This window comes from Citrobacter sp. wls827 (assembly GCF_005280875.1).
GTDB classification, from domain to species: domain Bacteria; phylum Pseudomonadota; class Gammaproteobacteria; order Enterobacterales; family Enterobacteriaceae; genus Citrobacter; species Citrobacter youngae.
In genome coordinates this window covers 414,324-432,049 of the sequence record NZ_SZWR01000010.1, presented here as the reverse complement: position 1 = coordinate 432,049, position 17,726 = coordinate 414,324, and the positions used below count along the sequence as shown (strand labels likewise).

Genomic DNA, 17,726 nt, shown 5'->3' with positions numbered 1-17,726 from the left:
CCCGCCGGTAACCTGCAATCATGGCAGGTAAAATATAGTTGCCAATGGTGCTACTGGCATAGACGCGAATCGCGCCATTATCTTCACGAAAAAGCTGTTCAATTTCTGTCGTTTGCTCGAGCAAGGCCAACGCACGCGGATAGAGTAAGCGCCCGTGCTCATTAACGACCAGTCGCTTGCCGACGCGGTCAAACAGTTGCACGCCAAGTTGCCCCTCTAAATCGGTAAGCGCAGCACTCACCGCTGACTGCGACAATGACAACATGACAGATGCCTGAGTCGTCGAGCCGCTTTTCAGTACCTCAGCAAACACTTCAAGTTGTCGCAGGGTGATATGCATAGTCGTTTTCCACCGGGTAGCCCGTGCTTACCACTTATAAAGATTAATTATAAATATATAATCAATTTTATTTTTAAGCCACTTCACCTTACAATTTTTGCCAAGAAATCATTCAAATTGTTCAGGAGGGGTTATGACTGAACTCGCCCTACAGAATCATCGTCGTACAGTGTGGCATTTTATTCCGGGGCTTGCCCTGAGTGCAGTTATCACCGGGGCCGCCTTATGGGGAGGTTCCATTCCCGCCGTCGCAGGTGCCGGGTTCAGCGCCCTCACCTTAGCCATTTTATTCGGGATGGTTATCGGCAACACCGTGTATCCACAAATCTGGAAAAGCTGTGACGGTGGCGTGCTGTTTGCCAAGCAACATTTACTGCGTCTGGGGATCATCCTTTATGGTTTCCGCCTCACCTTCGCGCAAATTGCTGACGTCGGCGTCAGCGGTATCGTGATTGATGTGTTAACGCTCAGCAGCACCTTTATGATTGCCTGCTTCCTTGGGCAGAAAGTGTTTGGTCTGGACCGCCACACCAGTTGGCTGATTGGCGCGGGGAGCAGCATTTGTGGTGCCGCCGCCGTATTAGCCACCGAGCCGGTGGTGAAAGCAGAAGCCAGTAAGGTAACGGTCGCCGTTGCTACCGTGGTTATCTTCGGGACCATTGCTATCTTCCTGTACCCGGCAATGTACCCGCTACTGGCGCACTGGTTTAGCCCGGAAACCTACGGGATTTATATTGGCTCCACGATGCATGAAGTCGCACAGGTTGTTGCTGCCGGGCATGCAATCACCCCGGAAGCTGAAAACGCAGCCGTCATTGCTAAAATGCTGCGCGTCATGATGCTGGCTCCGTTCCTCATCATCCTGGCAGCACGTGTTAAACAACTGTCTCCGTCGGCCAGCGGAGAAAAAAGTAAAATCACTATTCCGTGGTTTGCCATCCTGTTTATTGTGGTCGCGATTTTTAACTCGTTCCACCTGCTGCCGCAGTCGGTAGTGAACATGCTGGTAACGCTGGATACCATTTTGCTGGCAATGGCGATGGCCGCGCTGGGGCTGACCACTCACGTTAGCGCCCTGAAAAAAGCCGGTGCAAAACCTCTGCTGATGGCACTGGTGCTGTTTGTCTGGCTGATTGTGGGCGGTGGCGCGATTAACCTCGCTATCCACGCGCTGATGGCATAAACGAGCACGACTCCCCCCCATTAACCCGCTATACTCTCCCCTTTTGAGTATGGCGGGTTTAATTTATGAAATATATTGGAGCGCACGTAAGCGCCGCTGGCGGTCTGGCTAACGCCGCTATTCGAGCCGCAGAAATCGAAGCGACCGCATTCGCCCTGTTCACCAAGAATCAGCGTCAGTGGCGTGCCGCGCCGCTGACCACCGAAATCATTGATGATTTCAAATCTGCCTGCGAGAAGTATCACTATACTTCTGCGCAAATCCTGCCTCACGACAGCTACCTGATAAACCTCGGTCATCCGGTCAGCGACGCGCTGGAAAAATCACGCGATGCTTTTCTTGATGAAATGCAGCGCTGCGAGCAGCTTGGTTTATCCCTGCTTAACTTTCACCCGGGCAGCCACTTAATGCAGATCCCGGAAGATGAATGCCTGGCGCGTATTGCCGAATCAATCAACATTGTCCTTGCTCAAACTCAGGGCGTGACGGCAGTCATTGAAAACACCGCCGGGCAAGGCAGTAATCTTGGTTTTAAATTCGAGCATCTGGCGGCAATCATCGACGGCGTCGAGGATAAATCCCGTGTCGGCGTCTGCATCGACACCTGCCACGCCTTCGCGGCCGGTTACGATTTGCGTTCCGTTGACGAGTGTGAAAAGACATTCGCTGAATTTGAACGTATTGTCGGCTTTAACTATTTACGCGGTATGCACCTGAACGATGCCAAGAGCGCATTTGGCAGCCGCGTTGACCGTCACCATAGCTTAGGGGAAGGTAATATCGGTCACGATGCATTCCGCTGGATCATGCAGGACAACCGTTTTGACGGCATCCCACTGATACTGGAAACCATTAATCCAGATATCTGGGCAGAAGAGATTGCCTGGCTGAAAGCGCAGCAAACTGAAAAAGCGGTGGCCTAATCATGAACGACAGGGAAAAGCAGATCCTTAAGATCCTGCGACGTAATCCGTTGATTCAGCAGAATGAAATCGCCGATATTTTGCAGATCAGCCGTTCGCGCGTCGCCGCACATATTATGGATTTGATGCGCAAAGGAATGATCAAAGGTAAAGGTTATATCCTTACCGAACAAGATTATTGCGTCGTCGTCGGAGCTATCAACATGGATATCCGGGGTATTGCAGACATCCACTATCCTCAAGCCGCATCTAACCCCGGCAGCATCCACTGTTCTGCAGGCGGCGTGGGACGCAATATCGCTCATAATTTGGCGCTGCTGGGCCGTGACGTGCATTTAATCTCCGCTGTTGGTAGCGATTTCTATGGCGAAACGCTGCTGGAACAGACCCGTCAGGCTGGTGTTAACGTTTCCAATTGCATTCGTCTGCATGGACATAACACCTCCACCTATTTGTCGATCGCGAATCAGCAGGAAGAGACCGTACTGGCGATTAACGATACCCACATTCTGCAACAGCTAACGCCGCAGTTACTGAACGGTTCACGGGATCTTATCCGCCATTCCGGCGTCGTGCTGGCGGATTGCAACCTGACTGCTGAAGCCATCGAGTGGGTATTTACTATTGCTGATGACATTCCGGTATTTATTGATACCGTTTCAGAGTTCAAAGCGGCAAAAATGAAGACCTGGTTTACACGTATTCATACGCTCAAACCCACGCAGAAAGAGCTGGGCATTTTATGGGGTAAGCCTGTCCAGTCGGATACGGATCGCATGCAGGCCGTCAACGACCTTCATCAGCAAGGAGTAAAACGCATCTTTGTATGTCTGGAAGACGAATCCGTTTTTTGCAGCGAAAAGGACGGCGAACAGTTTTTATTGACGCCGCCTGAGCATACGGTGGTAGACAGTTTTGGCGCCGATGACGCTTTTATGGCGGGATTACTGTACAGCTTTCTGGAAGGTAGCGAGTTTCGTGAAAGCGCGCAGTTTGCCATGGCCTGCGCGGCATTATCGCGGGCCAGCGTCAGTATCAACAACCCAACGCTCTCCGCCGATAATGCCCTGTATTTGCTGAAAACCGCTTAGATATAATGCCGGATGGCGCTCTGCTTATCCGGCCTACAAACTTTATTTTATGCCAGTCCGATAAAGAAACCGGCTATTGTGGCGCTCATCAGGTTAGAAAGCGTTGCCGCTGCCAAAGCACGCATTCCAAGTTGCGCGATTTCCGGTGCGCGCTGTGGTGCAATGGCTGAAAACGCACCGACGACAACACCAATTGAACCAAAGTTTGCAAAACCACACAAAGCAAACGAGATAATCGCGATGGTCTTCACGTCCAGCGCACCGCCCATTTGCAGATACGGTGAGAAGTTGAGATAAGCGACAAATTCGTTGATCGCCAGCTTCTGTCCAATCAGGCTACCTGCCAGCGTCGCATCGCTCCAGTCCACGCCCATAATCCACGCCAGCGGGGCCAGAATATAGCCAAAAATGCCTTCCAGAGTGGCGTGACCGAAGCCAAACCAACCACCAACGCCACCAATAATGCCGTTAATTAACGCAATAATGGCGACAAATGCCATTACCACCGTCGCCACACCTGCGGCGATCTTCAATCCGGTCATCGCCCCACTGGCCGCCGCTTCGATGATACTTTTCGGTGGTGTCTCAGTAAACGACAGATTCTCGAAGGTAACGCGAGACTCTTCCGTTGCCGGACTCAGCATACGCGCGAACAAAATACCGCCAGGGATTGCCATCAATGATGCCGCCAACAAATAATCGATGGGTACACCCATTCCGGCATAACCAATCATCATTGAACCCGCAATAGATGCCATCCCGCTACAAATTGCAGTAAACAGCTCATTGCGATTCAGGCGATCAATAAAGGGTTTCACGATTGCCGGAATTTCGTTTTGCCCGAGAAAAATCGTCGTCACCGCGACAAATGATTCGATTTTGCTGATGTTCAGCGCTTTCTGGAAAATACCACCGAGAATACGGATCAACAGTCCCATTACGCCAATGTAGTAAAGCAGGCTTATCAGCGCGGTAACAAAAATGATCGCGGGGAGTACCCGGAAGGCAAAGATAAAACCGGCACCGTCAAACAGCACATCCATTTTAGGACCGACCAACGAGCCGAAAATAAATGCGCTTCCCGCATCGCTATATGACATAACCTTGTGGACGCCGAGTGCAGCCTGTTCAACCAGCCATTTCCCCGGAGGGAAATACAACATGATACCGCCAATGGCGATTTGCAAAACCAACGCAGCGCCAACGGTACGCAGGCTAATCCGTTTTTTATTTACTGACAGCAGAAACGCGATGGCCAGTAATACCACCATACCCACAACACTTCTCATTATATCCATAATGAAATCCCTTCATGCCAGGAAACCCGGCGCTAACGCCAGGTTTTGGTAGGTTTGATATTCACGGGCGACCGCTTTCTGCCCGAAAAATTTGGTCAGGCGAGGCGTTGGTATTCCTTCGCAATCTCGCAAGCCAGTACGGCGTTGTTGAACACCAACTGAATGTTTGATTTCAGACTGTCGCCTCCGGTCAGTTCCGCAACCCGCGCCAGCAGGAACGGCGTGCTATCTTTGCCCACAACGCCCTGTTCTTCAGCTTCCTTCACGGCCCGATCGATTGCCGCGTTAATTTTTTCCTCTGCCATGGCAAACTGCTCCGGGATTGGATTGGCGACAACCAGGCCGCCGTTCAGACCGGTTTGCCATTTCACCGCCATCGCGCGGGCAATTTCTTTTGCGCTGTCCAGACGAATACTGACGTCAAACGGGCTGGTGCGGCAGAAAAATGCTGGCAGCGATGTTGTCTGATAACCAATGAGCGGTACACCGAAGGTTTCTAAATATTCAGTTGTTAATCCAAGGTCGAGAATAGATTTTGCCCCTGCGCAAATAACCGTGACATTGGTATGAGCCAGTTCTTGCAGATCCGCAGAAATATCAAATGTATGCTCAGCCCCGCGGTGAACACCGCCGATCCCCCCGGTTGCAAATACTTTAATTCCCGCCATAGCGGCAATAATCATGGTAGAGGCAACGGTAGTCGCGCCATTTTTCCCTGCGGCTACAACAAACGGTAAATCTCGGCGGCTAACTTTAGCAACGTTATGCCCTTCACGTCCTAAAAGTTCAATTTCGTCTTTACTCAAGCCAACTTTCATTACCCCGCCAATAATGGCAATAGTTGCAGGCACAGCACCATGTTTGCGAATAGTTTCTTCTACTTCAATTGCTGTTTGCGCATTTTGTGGAAATGGCATGCCATGGGAAATAATGGTTGATTCAAGTGCAACAATGGGTTTTTTACTGTTTAATGCTTCCTGAACTTCTGGAGATATTTGTAATAATTCAGAGGAAAGAGTTAATTCAGACATTCTGTGTTCTCCACTATTAAGCTAACATTCGCAACAGACAAATCAGGGTTATTGGTATATTCACAGGCCAGTGCCATAGATGAGCAACCCTGCGCAAATCGAACCGAATCAATAAAGGGCAGACCGTCTACCCAGCAGGAAGCCAGTCCCGCCATCATGGCATCACCAGCCCCCGTGACATTAATGACGTGAGTTTTAATGGGCAGCGACCAGCCGCTACTCCCCGAGATATCACTGTAATAAACACCGTCCCCCCCCATGCTGAGCACCAGGCGGTTTAGGCCGCGTTCATGAAACCACGTGGCAACTTTGCCAACATCCTCTCGCCCGGAGAGTGCAATCCCACTCAGGGTTTCAGCTTCAAGTCGATTAGGTTTTAAGGTATGGATTTTGCCGAGCTGCTCGCGAATTTTAACGCACTTCCATGCCGATACCGGGTCAATAAACACCGGTACCTCGCCCGCATTTTCCAACACCCATGTCAGCGCGTCTTCACTGATATTACAGTCAGCGACAATGACTTTTGCTGCACGAATAAAATCACGATGTTGCGACAAAAAATCCGCTGAAATGTGGTCGGTAATACTCATATCATTTATGGCAACCAGCATCTCACCGGTATTATCAAGCAGCGACAAATAACTTGATGTATTTTCTCCAGCAACAATCAGGCATTTTTCGACATGAACGCCAGATTGATTAGTTTGCGCCAGCAGTGATTGTCCATAGAAATCGTTACCAACAGCGGTCAGTAACCATGAATCTTTTCCCAGCAGCGCCAAATTATGAGCGATATTGCGTCCCACGCCGCCTGGCGTAAATTTTATTTTCCCTGGATTCGAGTCCGCATAATTCAGAGAAGCATGCGAATACCCGGCGACATCCATATTAGCCGAGCCAATGGTTACTATGTATTCCTTTTCACGCATAGCACGTCCCCTGGCAATATAATTACCACTAATGAGTTCGTCAAAAATAACCATTGCTACAGCAAAGGTTATTAGAGCACATGTTCACTATCAAACATGTGTTCATGTTAGCCATGTTTTTTGTAAAGTAAATCCATCCGCAAGATCTAAAACAAATAGATATGAACAGAGTCACAATTTTTTATAGATACAGTTTGCAAGGGAGAGAAAAAATGAGAGGCAGAACACAAATTGAGCAAACCAGAAAAAAACCTCCGGATAACCGGAGGTTTTTCAGATGTGCCAGGCAGACTGGTGTGTATTAACTGAGCGAAACCAGGTCCTCCGGCATGTGGTTGTACAAAATCCGCCAGAAGTGCTCAGCCGTTTTATTCAAGCGGGTATCCATCCGGTAAATATAAGCCTGAATAGGCACCATCAGTTCCGGCGTCTGCAGACAAACCAGCCGCTTGTCACGCAGTTCGTTTACGATAGTCCACGCCGGCAGCCAGGCGATACCATGGCCATCTAATGCCATATTTTTCAATAACTCACTCATCGAAGACATAAACAGTGTACGAGCAGAAATACCGCCCACTTCCGCCAGATGACGGTTTACCAATCTTCCCATGTAGGATGTACTGGTATAGTTCAGAATCGGCACCTGCGGCTGATAGATATCAAACAACGCCTTCCCCTTCGCATCAGCCGCACAAACGGGATACAACTCAGACTCAAAAACCTTCAAACCGCAGAAGGGTGACTGCATTAAATCTTCATCCCGAAAAGAGATAATAAAATCACTTTTCCCTTCACGCAGGGTATTCACCGCTTGCACCACATCAATCGCCTCGACGTGATAAACAAACTCTTCCCCCCAGGCCGCCATTGAGTGCACTAATCTCGGCAACATCGTCAGCGACAGAGAATGTGCCGCCGCTATTTTAATATTGGGAACCCCAAGCAGGTTGTGCCCACTTAGCTCATCCAGATTGCATTCCAGCTGTTGCAGCAGGCTACGGGTTTGCGAATGGAATAGCTTGCCCTCCTCCGTGAGTTGCAGTGGACTCGTCGTGCGATCAAAAAGCTGTACTCCCACGGCGGATTCGAGCGCCTTGATCCGCCTGCTAAATGCCGGTTGGGATATATTGCGTTCCTCAGCCGCCTGGGAAAAATGACGACACGCCTCCAGCGTCAGGAAATCATATAACCATTTTGTCTCAATATTTTTCATGCCTGTCACGCGGATGTTTAAATAGGGTGATTAACCTAAAACATCATGCCAGAGACGTTCCAGAGATGATATTGGCGATTAGCCACTGATGATTCGTTTTTTGCATCAAGCCTTCGTTTTTGGCATTAACATGTTGGCTTCGCCATTCAGTCATCCCCCTTCTCTGCAGGCAAAACTTCAGGTTTCGCACGCTTTCCGAACCTCATGGGAGGACGAAAGAAACTACAGTCATGCAGTTTTTGCATTTAGACAAACATTATTGCATTTCTCCTCTCGACTCCCTGCTGTTAAACATTAGGGCAAGATAAAAACAGCCTGAATATTATTTAACGGTAAATCGAGGTATATATCGTGAAAGGTTTAATTGGTGTACTGGGTGGTATGGGGCCAGCGGCAACCGTCGATCTCTTTAATAAATTCGTCACCTTTACCGCGGCACAACGTGACCAGGAACATATCCCATTAATTATTTCATCTATTCCTGACATTCCTGACCGAACTGACGCGTTAATGCATCATGGTAATTCCCCACTCCCGGCAATGCGCGATTATATGCATAAACTCGAAGATGCTGGCGCTGAGTGTATTGTCATCCCCTGTAATACCGCCCACTTTTGGTTTAATGAATTAAAAGAGTGCTGTCACACAGAGCTGCTCAGTATCGTTGAAACGACCATCAGCGAGGTCAGGAACTGTGGAAAATCACGTATTGGACTACTCGCCACCAACGCCACGTTGTACATGGGTCTCTATCAAAAAGGCATTGAATCTCTTGGGTTAACCTGCATCAGTCCTGACTCTGCCAGTCAGGAAAAAGTGATGGAAAGTATCTATTGCTTAAAAGCCGGTGATGTTAAGCGGGCGCAAACGCTGATGAATGAACAGGCTCAAGCACTCTTCTCTCGCGGCGCACAAGTTATCGTACTGGGATGTACTGAAGTTCCCGTCATCCTTGCTGAGGCTGTCAAAACGGCACCTGAAAAATATATTGATTCAACCGGTTCGTTGGTTCGCGCCGGTATTAAATGGTACGAGAAACGCGTTGGTAAAGATCATCTTTTGGTGCAATGAAAATCTATGCCTGGCTAATTATTGAATTAAATAAACACCCATTTTAATAACGAATTATTCTCTGGCGGAGGCCATTATGATTTGGCTGGAAATTATCGTAGTGTTGGGCGCAATATTTTTTGGTATCCGCTTCGGCGGTATTGGTATTGGTTTATGTGGCGGGCTGGGGCTGGCTATTTTAACACTGGGATTTGGGTTGCAAATTGGTTCGCCACCCGTTGACGTGATTCTCATTATTATGACGGTGGTAGTGGCTGCCTCAGCACTACAGGCCGCGGGTGGTATGGATTATCTGGTACGCGTTGCCGGGAATTTTATGCGGCGTAACCCTAAATATATCAATGTTATTGCGCCCATTATTACCTGGTCGATGACCATTATGGCGGGGACCGGGTTTATTGTCTTCTCTACCCTACCGGTCATTGCCGAAGTAGCAAAAGAGTCCGGTATCCGCCCCTCACGCACGCTCGCAGGATCCGTCGTCGCCTCCCAGGTAGCAATATCCGGCTCGCCGATCAGCGCTGCAATGGCCGCAATGTTGACCATCATGGAGGGAAACGGCGTCAGCTTTATACAGGTCATGGCAGTATGCCTGCCGGCCTCGTTCGTTGCCGCAATGGTGGCGGCATTAATCGCTTCACGCCAGGGGTGCGAGCTACAGGATGATGAAGTGTATCTGCAACGCCTGCAAAAAGGTCTGGTCCGTAAATATGAAAGCCAGAGTAGCACGACGCCGGGTGCCGTGCTTTCCGTTGCCCTGTTTATGCTGGCAACGGTCGTCATCGTTATTCTTGCAGCATGTCCTCAACTACGTCCTGGATTCGATGCAGGTAACCCAATGAATACCCGGGATATCATCATTATCTGCATGTTATCTGCCGCTTGTCTGATGGTCGTACTGTGCAAAACATCGACAGATGCCATTGTACTGACATCCACTTTTCGAGCAGGTATGAGTTCGCTGGCCGTCATTCTCGGCATTGTTACACTGGGAACCACATTCATTGACGCACACTTAGCGGAAATTAAAGACATCGCGGGTAATATTCTACAGGCCTACCCGATGCTGTTGGCTCTGGTACTGTTTGGGACCTGCGCGCTGCTCTATTCGCAGGGAGCCACCACGCCGCTGATTATCCCGCTTGCCGTCGCGCTCGGCGTACCCACCTGGGCCATTCTGGCTTCCTACGTGGCAGTGACAGGTGTGTTTGTTCTACCCACATACCCCACTTCACTGGCGGCAATGGAGTTCGACACCACCGGGACAACGCGCGTGGGCAAATATGTCTTAAACCATCCGTTTATGTTGCCAGGACTGGGTGGGATCATCGCGGGCGTTGCCTTTGGTTTTATCATCGCGCCAATGATTGCCTGACCCGTTTTATTCAGGGGGCCGAAAGCGATATCGCCTCCTGAATACTTCGCGACTTACCTGACCTGACTCACCATAGCAATACCGTCTTACCTTTATCTATTTGCTTCACATCGCTGCTTTTAATCACGCGGTGATAGCCATAGGTGTCAGCATATTTTGTCAGTCCAGTCCCGGAATCCTGCTCAGGCTTGCCTTGCGTCTCTATCGTTGCCCCTGATGTTGTTGTCATCACCCAGGTGGTTGAGCACCCCGTAAGCAACAGCGTAGCGAGTGACAGAGAGGCAAAAATGTGCGTTTTTTTCATATTCGATTTCCGTGACGAGTTTGATTTAAGGGCACTTTATCGAATTTGGTTAAGACAGGATGGATTATTGTGGCGGTGCCGCAACTGCCGGGATCAAAGAATAAAAAAGGGCAGAGAAATCTCTGCCCAGGGAAGTAAAGAAGAGTTAGGCTACTTTCGCGACAGCGTCCACTTCCGGGCGCTTCAGCACCGCGTAGGAGAGACCGGCCACCAGCGTACCAGCAACAATCGCCAACAGGTAACCCAGTACAGGGGTAATGGCGCCTGGGATCAGCAGTACAAATAGTCCGCCGTGTGGCGCCATCAACTTCGCACCCACAGCCATTGAGATTGCTCCCGTCACCGCGCCACCGACGATACAGCATGGCAGAACACGCATCGGATCGCGTGCCGCGAACGGAATTGCCCCTTCGGTGATAAAGCATAAACCCAGAACCAGCGCCGCTTTGCCACCTTCCTGTTGTGCTTTGTCGAACTTGCGACGCGCAACCAGCGTTGCCAGACCCAGCGCCAACGGTGGCACCATACCTGCCGCCATAATGGCTGCCATCGGTGCATAAGTTTGCGTACTCAGCAGCCCCACTCCAAACGCGTAGGCCGCTTTGTTCACCGGACCGCCCATGTCGGTACACATCATGCCGCCAAGAATAGCGCCAAGCAGAACCGCATTCGCCGTCCCCATGGTTTGCAGCCAATGAGTCAGGCCTGCCAGAATGCCCGCAACCGGTTTACCAATCAGGTAAATCATTGCCAGACCAACGACCAGGCTCGAAAGCAGCGGAATAATCAGAATCGGTTTCAGCGCTTCCATACTCTGTGGGAGTTTCAACTTCGTGCTGATGAGCTTCGCCACATAACCGGCAAGGAAACCGGCGATAATCCCACCGATAAAGCCAGAACCGGTGCTTACCGCCAGCATACCGCCGATAAGACCCGGCGTCAGACCAGGGCGGTCAGCGATAGAAAATGCAATGTAACCTGCCAGAACGGGCACCATCAGTGCGAAGGCTGAGCCCCCACCAATCTGCATCAGTGCTGCCGCAAGCGTTCCCTGCTCTTTGAATGCTTCAATACCAAAGGCGAATGACAGCGCAATACACAGACCGCCCGCAACCACCATCGGCAGCATGTAAGACACACCGGTCAGCAGGTGACGATACGCGCCCGCGCCCTCTTTTTTTCCTTCGGTGGCCGCAGTCTGATTTTTCCCGGCTGGCTGATACGGGGTCGCTTCATCCAGCGCTTTATCCAGTTCCTGCTTCGTTTTCTTCAGCGCCAGGCCCGTAGACGTGCGATACATCGGTTTTCCAGCAAATTTCGCCAGATCAACCTCAATATCAGCCGCCACAATCACCAGATCGGCCTCGGCAACCTCTTCCGGCGTAATGGCATTACCTGCCCCTACTGAGCCGCGGGTTTCCACTTTCACCCACCAGCCGCGTTTTTTCGCTTCGGTTTCGATAGCTTCAGCAGCCATAAACGTATGTGCGACGCCTGTCGGACAGGCTGTCACTGCCACCACACGTTTTGGACCATTGCTTGCCGCTGGCGTTGCCACAACCGGCGCACTATATGGCTGCGCATGACCTTTTGCTTCACTGAGAAAAAGCTCGGGATGCGCAACCGCACGACCGATGTCACCCAGCCAGACTTTTTTGCCGTTCAGCGAATTGTCGACAGGCAGCTTATCGCCCAGGACAATCGCCAGCTCTGCATCATTTGGATTGTCGATGATCTCCAGATGCGCTTTCTGTGCCGCCGCTCCAAGCAGGGTTTTCGCCATATAGGCGCGAGCCTGGCCGAGATTAGCGTCAATAATCAGCAGCGTTTTCATTATGCCTCTCCTGCTGTCAGTTAAACGGTTTTAAGTCGACACGCGCCATCATTGCGGCCAACTGAGGACGATCGGTAATACCCACATTACTTTGGCTTACCGCCAGGGCGGCAACTGCCGTCGCCAGACGCAGGGTATGTTCGCTGGATTCACGCATCAGCAAGCCATAAATCAGACCGCCAACCATCGAATCACCCGCACCTACAGTGCTGACCACCTCAACTGACGGTGGCTTAGCAATCCATTCACCCGAAGCGTTGACCCACAACGCGCCTTCCGCACCGAGTGAAATCACCACGTGCGCAATGCCTTGCTCACGCAGAGCATGTGCCGCATCGATAACATCTTTCATTTCTGGCAGCTTACGGCCAGCCCAGATTTCCAGCTCACGACGGTTTGGTTTCACCAGCCACGGAGCTGCCTTCAGGCCAGCGACCAACGCTTCACGACTACTATCAAAGATAATGCATGGACACTGGCTGCGCAGGCGCGTCATCCAGTCAGTGAATGCTTCAGGGCTCACGCCGGTCGGCAAGCTGCCGCTGACGCACACCATATCGAATTGCCCCAGCCAGCTTAGTGAGTCATTCACAAAGCGTTCCCAGTCAGCCGGTGTGACTTCAAAGCCGGAAAAATTGAAGTCAGAAACTTCACCATCTTTTTCAGTCAGCTTGACGTTAATTCGGGTACGCCCCTGCACCACCTGAAAACGGTTAGCGATGCCCAGTTCACTGAACAATTGCTGAAAACCATCCTGGTTGTCCTTACCCAGAAAGCCGCCGACCGTCACGTCAATCCCCAGGTCCTTAAGTACTTTTGCGACGTTAATCCCTTTTCCCGCCGCATGCAGACCGGTCGTTTTCACCAGATTGACTTCACCGCGTTCAATTTCCGGGCAAAAACCGACCAGATCGTAAGCCGGATTCAGGGTGATAGTTGCAACACGTCTGCTCATTATGCGCCCTCCCCAAGGCCTGCCGCGATGGCATCGCCAATGGCTTTCAGCGCCTGTTCAGCATCTTCACCCTGTGCGGTAAAGCGCAGGTGGTGTCCTTTTTTCACGCCCAATGCCACAACTTTCATCAAACTGCGTCCATTTGCCGGTTTTCCGGTTCCATCAAGATTTGTCACGGTTATTTCACTATTAAATTGTTTAATCGTATTCACCAGCATGGTGCCCGGACGGGCGTGTAAACCATGCTCATTACGCACCACAAACTCGGCACTCAGTACATCATCAGTTAATGCATCATCGCTGGTCAGCATCGCTAACACCGTTGCAGCATCCGCCTTCAGCAAACGGTCAGCTTTATTGCTCAGCAACAGATCGCCCAGACGCTTCAACACCGCAACGGGCTGGTCATCATTCATCGCGACAGTCACCAGCAGCGCAGCGGCTTCGCCCTGCACCTCAAATGCGGTTGCCGCACGACTGACCGCGACGGCGCTGCGCACATTGCCTTCAGCACAGTCATTCAGCCAGATGCCCTGACCAAGATTCATTGGTTGCTCGTTAATCGCTCTGGCCACAAAGGTGGCATCTACTGCACCGGCTTCTTTCAGACGCGCGGCGTTCAGCGCCTGCAGCGTCACCAGCGAATTGGCGACGACGTCCAACGACAGCGTTTCGTTATCAAGCTTCAGTTGCTCGCTCTGCTTTTCGCCCATCAGCAATGCGCGTAATTCTTCTGCCGTGGTGGCTGATTTCAGCTGTTCCGCAACCGAGTCATCACTCAATACATGAGTCAGCTGACGCAACAACCCAAGGTGCTCATCTGAGCTGGCCGCAATGCCGATAGCCACATACGCAATCTGACCTTCGCCCCACGTCACACCCTGCGGAAACTGAAACACCTGCACCCCGGTTTTCAGTACCTGATCGCGTGTGTCTGTCGTACCGTGAGGAATGGCAATACCATTGCCGAGAAACGTCGATGTTTGTTGTTCGCGCGCCAGCATGCCATTGACGTAGCCTTCCGCGACGTTGCCCGCTTGCACAAGGGCTGCGGCAACCTGGCGAATAGCCTCTTCTTTGTTCCCGGCCTGTTCGCCCGGGTGAATATCCTGAACAGATAACTGGAACATGATTCTCCTCTCCTGCTGAATTGAAACGATTCAGCTAACATGAGAAAAAAGGCGTCACCCGACTCCATCAGTTAAGGCAAGATGACGCTGAAACGTTTCAAGGAGTCTGGATCTTTCTGCTTCATCACGCAAGTAAAGTTAACAATTAACTTGCTGAATTTAGATGTACCGCACATTTTCTCGGCGTTTCTTTGAAACAAGCTGACGCAAAAATGTGTTCAGCTACTCAACTTCAGCATCGTCAGCATGTGGCCTTCTCAGACTGAAATGACATTTTGATTTTCCATACCGATTTTGATTTAGTGCCCTGTTTATTTTCTGGCGAGCAGCGTAAACTCCGCCTCTCTTCACTCCACTGATAGCTAAACATGCATAACACCCCCGTAGCCGCCACATCCAAGGCGTTTGATTTAACGTCTTCGGCGTTCCTGCTTGTCGCTTTTCTCACGGGCATCGCCGGGGCATTACAGACGCCCACGCTCAGCCTTTTTCTGACCGATGAGGTCCATGCACGTCCGGGAATGGTGGGTTTCTTTTTTACCGGTAGCGCCGTCATCGGCATTTTGGTAAGCCAGTTTCTGGCCGGACGCTCTGACAAAAAAGGCGATCGTAAAAACCTGATCGTTTTTTGCTGTGTGCTGGGTATGCTGGCCTGCGTGTTGTTTGCCTGGAACCGTAACTATTTTATTCTGCTGTTTATCGGGGTATTCCTCAGCAGCTTTGGATCGACTGCCAACCCGCAAATGTTTGCGCTTGCTCGTGAACACGCCGATCGCACAGGCCGGGAAGCCGTCATGTTCAGCTCGATTTTACGTGCCCAGGTTTCACTGGCCTGGGTGATCGGCCCACCATTGGCCTACGCGCTGGCCATGGGGTTCAGCTTTACGGTGATGTATCTCAGCGCCGCGGTGGCATTTATTGTCTGCGGCGTGATGGTCTGGTTTTTCTTACCGTCAATGAACAAAAGCGTACCTCTCGCAACAGGAGCGGTTGAAGCTCCACGCCGTAATCGTCGTGATACGCTGCTGCTTTTTGCTATCTGCACATTAATGTGGGGCACCAACAGCCTCTATATCATTAATATGCCGCTGTTTATCATCAACGAACTGCATCTGCCTGAAAAACTCGCCGGTATCATGATGGGCACCGCAGCAGGACTGGAAATCCCAACCATGCTGATTGCGGGATATTTTGCCAAACGTCTGGGCAAACGTCTGTTGATGAGAATCGCCGTCATCGCCGGGTTCTTTTTTTATGCCGGCATGCTGTTGGCACATTCACCGGCTGTTTTGCTCGGCTTACAGTTGCTGAACGCGATTTACATCGGCATCCTCGGTGGGATTGGCATGCTTTATTTTCAGGATTTAATGCCGGGGCAGGCGGGATCAGCCACAACGTTGTACACCAATACCATCCGCGTCGGCTGGATTATTGCCGGCTCACTGGCGGGGATTGCCGCTGAAATCTGGAACTATCACGCGGTGTTCTGGTTTGCGCTGGTGATGATCGTCGCGACGGTTGTGTGCCTGGCGCGCATCAAGGACGTTTAAGGCGCGGTCAGCGCTTCAAGCTCGATGAGATAAATCATGGCCTGGTGCGTCGTCTGTCCGCACATTTCCGCACTGGGCTGTAAACCGCCGCACACTTTTGGTCGCAACGGAGACGCAAAAATTTTGCAACGCTGGGATTCATCCAGCTGAACGCATGGCGTATTAGCAGGTTTGCCATCAGGCATGCCAGGGATGGGACTGGAGATTGAAGGCGCGGTGCAGCATGCACCACAATCCGGACGGCATTCCATACAGTACTCTCTTTATCGTAAACCATCGGATTGTGCGGGAAGCGCACAGTACCACCTTTTTGGCACCAGCAAAAGCATGAATTCCGCTTGCCTGAATGCCCCGGCGCGAGTAGTTTTACGCGATATTTTAGACACTCCTCACTACAGGATTTTTTCGATGCCAAGAGCGAACGAAATTAAAAAAGGTATGGTACTGAACTACAACGGCAAGCTGCTGATTGTAAAAGATATCGATATTCAATCACCGTCCGCACGTGGTGCAGCTACGCTGTACAAAATGCGTTTTTCTGATGTCCGTACCGGTCTGAAAGTTGAAGAGCGCTTCAAAGGTGACGATATCGTGGATACCGTCACCCTAAGCCGCCGCGGGGTTGATTTCTCCTACGTTGATGGCAACGAATATGTCTTTATGGATAAAGAAGACTATACCCCGTATACCTTCACCAAAGACCAGATTGAAGAAGAGCTGCTGTTCATCCCGGAAGGCGGAATGCCAGACATGCAGGTACTGACCTGGGACGGCCAGCTGCTGGCGCTTGAACTGCCACAGACCGTAGACCTGGAAATCGTTGAAACCTCACCGGGTATTAAAGGTGCTTCAGCGAGTGCACGTAACAAGCCAGCAACCCTGAGCACCGGTCTGGTGATCCAGGTTCCTGAGTATCTGAGTGCGGGTGAGAAAATCCGTATTCATATCGAAGAACGCCGCTATATGGGCCGTGCAGACTAATTTTCTGCCGCACATTGACGTATAAGGGACAGCGCAGGCTGTCCCTTTGTCATTTTCAGCGCTGACTGCTGAGGTAAAAATCATCCATCAACAATGATTCCAGATACTGCTCATCTTCCCGTATAAAACCCACAATGACGCTAACCGCCCGCGCATAAAATCCCTTCTCATCACGCTGCAGGCAGCTATCACGAAACAAGGGTGCCCAACACATAATATGATGATGTAAAAAGTAATATTGTGCAGATAGCGTTTCCTCTTTGGCTGCCATCCTCGCCATCAAAGCCAGCTGTATAGCGATATGATCGGAGGGCTCATTTTCCTGCACAGCCAGCCCGTGTTCAACCAACAGTACATTCATTTGTCGACGTTCTTCGGCCGCCGTTGTGTGCGGATAATGTCCCGCATACGGGGAAACACCGCCAGGCGGCGCCAGCAGAAATAACGTTGCAAAATCTGCGGCCAGCTCCAGTTGTCGGCTTTCACGACGCAGAGCCTGCGTCAGGCTACGCTCCAGT

The 17,726-nt window shown here is 51.0% G+C and carries 18 protein-coding genes; 7 read left to right on the top strand and 11 right to left on the bottom strand.

The window, feature by feature from the left end; all coding sequences use genetic code 11:
- A partial coding sequence (locus FDX03_RS23065) for a LysR family transcriptional regulator (RefSeq protein ID WP_249356997.1) occupies positions 1–340 on the bottom strand: 340 nt, incomplete at its 3' end.
- 133 nt (positions 341–473) lie between these two features.
- Here FDX03_RS23065 and FDX03_RS05345 point away from each other — a divergent pair.
- The 3 genes from FDX03_RS05345 (at position 474) to FDX03_RS05335 (ending at position 3,537) form a co-directional block, all read left to right on the top strand.
- On the top strand, positions 474–1,523 hold the full coding sequence (locus FDX03_RS05345) for a YeiH family protein (RefSeq protein WP_121584818.1): 1,050 nt from the start codon (positions 474–476) through the stop codon (positions 1,521–1,523).
- A gap of 65 nt (positions 1,524–1,588) precedes the next feature.
- The gene (gene nfo / locus FDX03_RS05340; protein ID WP_048211163.1) at positions 1,589–2,446 is read left to right on the top strand and encodes a deoxyribonuclease IV; all 858 of its coding nucleotides are present in this window, start codon (positions 1,589–1,591) and stop codon (positions 2,444–2,446) included.
- 2 nt (positions 2,447–2,448) lie between these two features.
- A complete protein-coding gene (locus FDX03_RS05335; protein WP_137345567.1) occupies positions 2,449–3,537 on the top strand; it encodes a sugar kinase in 1,089 nt (362 codons plus the stop codon).
- Positions 3,538–3,584: 47 nt separating this feature from the next.
- On the opposite strand, the gene FDX03_RS05330 is transcribed toward FDX03_RS05335, so the two are convergent.
- From FDX03_RS05330 to hypT, 4 genes are all read right to left on the bottom strand, one after another.
- On the bottom strand, positions 3,585–4,835 hold the full coding sequence (locus FDX03_RS05330; RefSeq protein WP_048211161.1) for a NupC/NupG family nucleoside CNT transporter: 1,251 nt from the start codon (positions 4,833–4,835) through the stop codon (positions 3,585–3,587).
- A 95-nt stretch (positions 4,836–4,930) separates the two neighbouring features.
- Positions 4,931–5,866, bottom strand: a complete 936-nt coding sequence (locus tag FDX03_RS05325; protein ID WP_048211160.1) for a pseudouridine-5'-phosphate glycosidase — start codon at positions 5,864–5,866, stop codon at positions 4,931–4,933.
- On the bottom strand, positions 5,854–6,795 hold the full coding sequence (locus FDX03_RS05320) for a pseudouridine kinase (RefSeq protein ID WP_048211159.1): 942 nt from the start codon (positions 6,793–6,795) through the stop codon (positions 5,854–5,856). The genes FDX03_RS05325 and FDX03_RS05320 overlap by 13 nt, the downstream gene beginning before the upstream one ends.
- A 301-nt stretch (positions 6,796–7,096) precedes the next feature.
- The gene (gene hypT / locus FDX03_RS05315) at positions 7,097–8,008 is read right to left on the bottom strand and encodes a hypochlorite stress DNA-binding transcriptional regulator HypT (protein WP_048211158.1); all 912 of its coding nucleotides are present in this window, start codon (positions 8,006–8,008) and stop codon (positions 7,097–7,099) included.
- Between the two features lie 351 nt (positions 8,009–8,359).
- On the opposite strand from hypT, the gene FDX03_RS05310 reads away from it, so the two are divergent.
- Positions 8,360–9,079: an amino acid racemase gene (locus tag FDX03_RS05310; RefSeq protein ID WP_124021776.1), complete on the top strand. Its 720-nt coding sequence runs from the start codon at positions 8,360–8,362 to the stop codon at positions 9,077–9,079.
- Between the two features lie 76 nt (positions 9,080–9,155).
- The gene (locus FDX03_RS05305; RefSeq protein WP_101741562.1) at positions 9,156–10,454 is read left to right on the top strand and encodes an anaerobic C4-dicarboxylate transporter; all 1,299 of its coding nucleotides are present in this window, start codon (positions 9,156–9,158) and stop codon (positions 10,452–10,454) included.
- A 67-nt stretch (positions 10,455–10,521) separates the two neighbouring features.
- On the opposite strand, the gene FDX03_RS05300 is transcribed toward FDX03_RS05305, so the two are convergent.
- The 4 genes from FDX03_RS05300 to fruB form a co-directional block, all read right to left on the bottom strand.
- On the bottom strand, positions 10,522–10,758 hold the full coding sequence (locus tag FDX03_RS05300) for a YgdI/YgdR family lipoprotein (RefSeq protein WP_048211155.1): 237 nt from the start codon (positions 10,756–10,758) through the stop codon (positions 10,522–10,524).
- Positions 10,759–10,903: 145 nt separating this feature from the next.
- The gene (gene fruA / locus FDX03_RS05295; RefSeq protein WP_137345566.1) at positions 10,904–12,592 is read right to left on the bottom strand and encodes a PTS fructose transporter subunit IIBC; all 1,689 of its coding nucleotides are present in this window, start codon (positions 12,590–12,592) and stop codon (positions 10,904–10,906) included.
- Between the two features lie 16 nt (positions 12,593–12,608).
- Complete coding sequence (gene fruK, locus FDX03_RS05290; protein ID WP_003027446.1) at positions 12,609–13,547, bottom strand: 1-phosphofructokinase; 939 nt, start codon at positions 13,545–13,547, stop codon at positions 12,609–12,611.
- Positions 13,547–14,677, bottom strand: coding sequence for a fused PTS fructose transporter subunit IIA/HPr protein (fruB, locus tag FDX03_RS05285; protein ID WP_137345565.1), 1,131 nt, complete (start codon positions 14,675–14,677; stop codon positions 13,547–13,549). Before fruB ends, fruK begins: the two co-directional genes overlap by 1 nt.
- 368 nt (positions 14,678–15,045) lie before the next feature.
- On the opposite strand from fruB, the gene setB reads away from it, so the two are divergent.
- Entirely contained in the window at positions 15,046–16,227 is a 1,182-nt protein-coding gene (gene setB / locus FDX03_RS05280; protein ID WP_137345564.1) for a sugar efflux transporter SetB, read from the top strand.
- On the opposite strand, the gene FDX03_RS05275 is transcribed toward setB, so the two are convergent.
- Positions 16,224–16,478 carry a YkgJ family cysteine cluster protein gene (locus FDX03_RS05275; RefSeq protein WP_115601772.1) on the bottom strand — a complete coding sequence of 85 codons (255 nt, stop codon included), beginning with the start codon at positions 16,476–16,478 and terminating at the stop codon, positions 16,224–16,226. The genes setB and FDX03_RS05275 overlap by 4 nt on opposite strands.
- 157 nt (positions 16,479–16,635) lie before the next feature.
- Between FDX03_RS05275 and yeiP the strand changes: the two genes are divergently transcribed.
- The gene (gene yeiP / locus FDX03_RS05270) at positions 16,636–17,208 is read left to right on the top strand and encodes an elongation factor P-like protein YeiP (protein WP_005129255.1); all 573 of its coding nucleotides are present in this window, start codon (positions 16,636–16,638) and stop codon (positions 17,206–17,208) included.
- 55 nt (positions 17,209–17,263) lie between these two features.
- Here the strand turns inward: yeiP and FDX03_RS05265 are convergent.
- Positions 17,264–17,726 (bottom strand): molecular chaperone TorD family protein (locus FDX03_RS05265; RefSeq protein ID WP_249356996.1); only part of this gene is annotated, 463 nt, incomplete at its 5' end.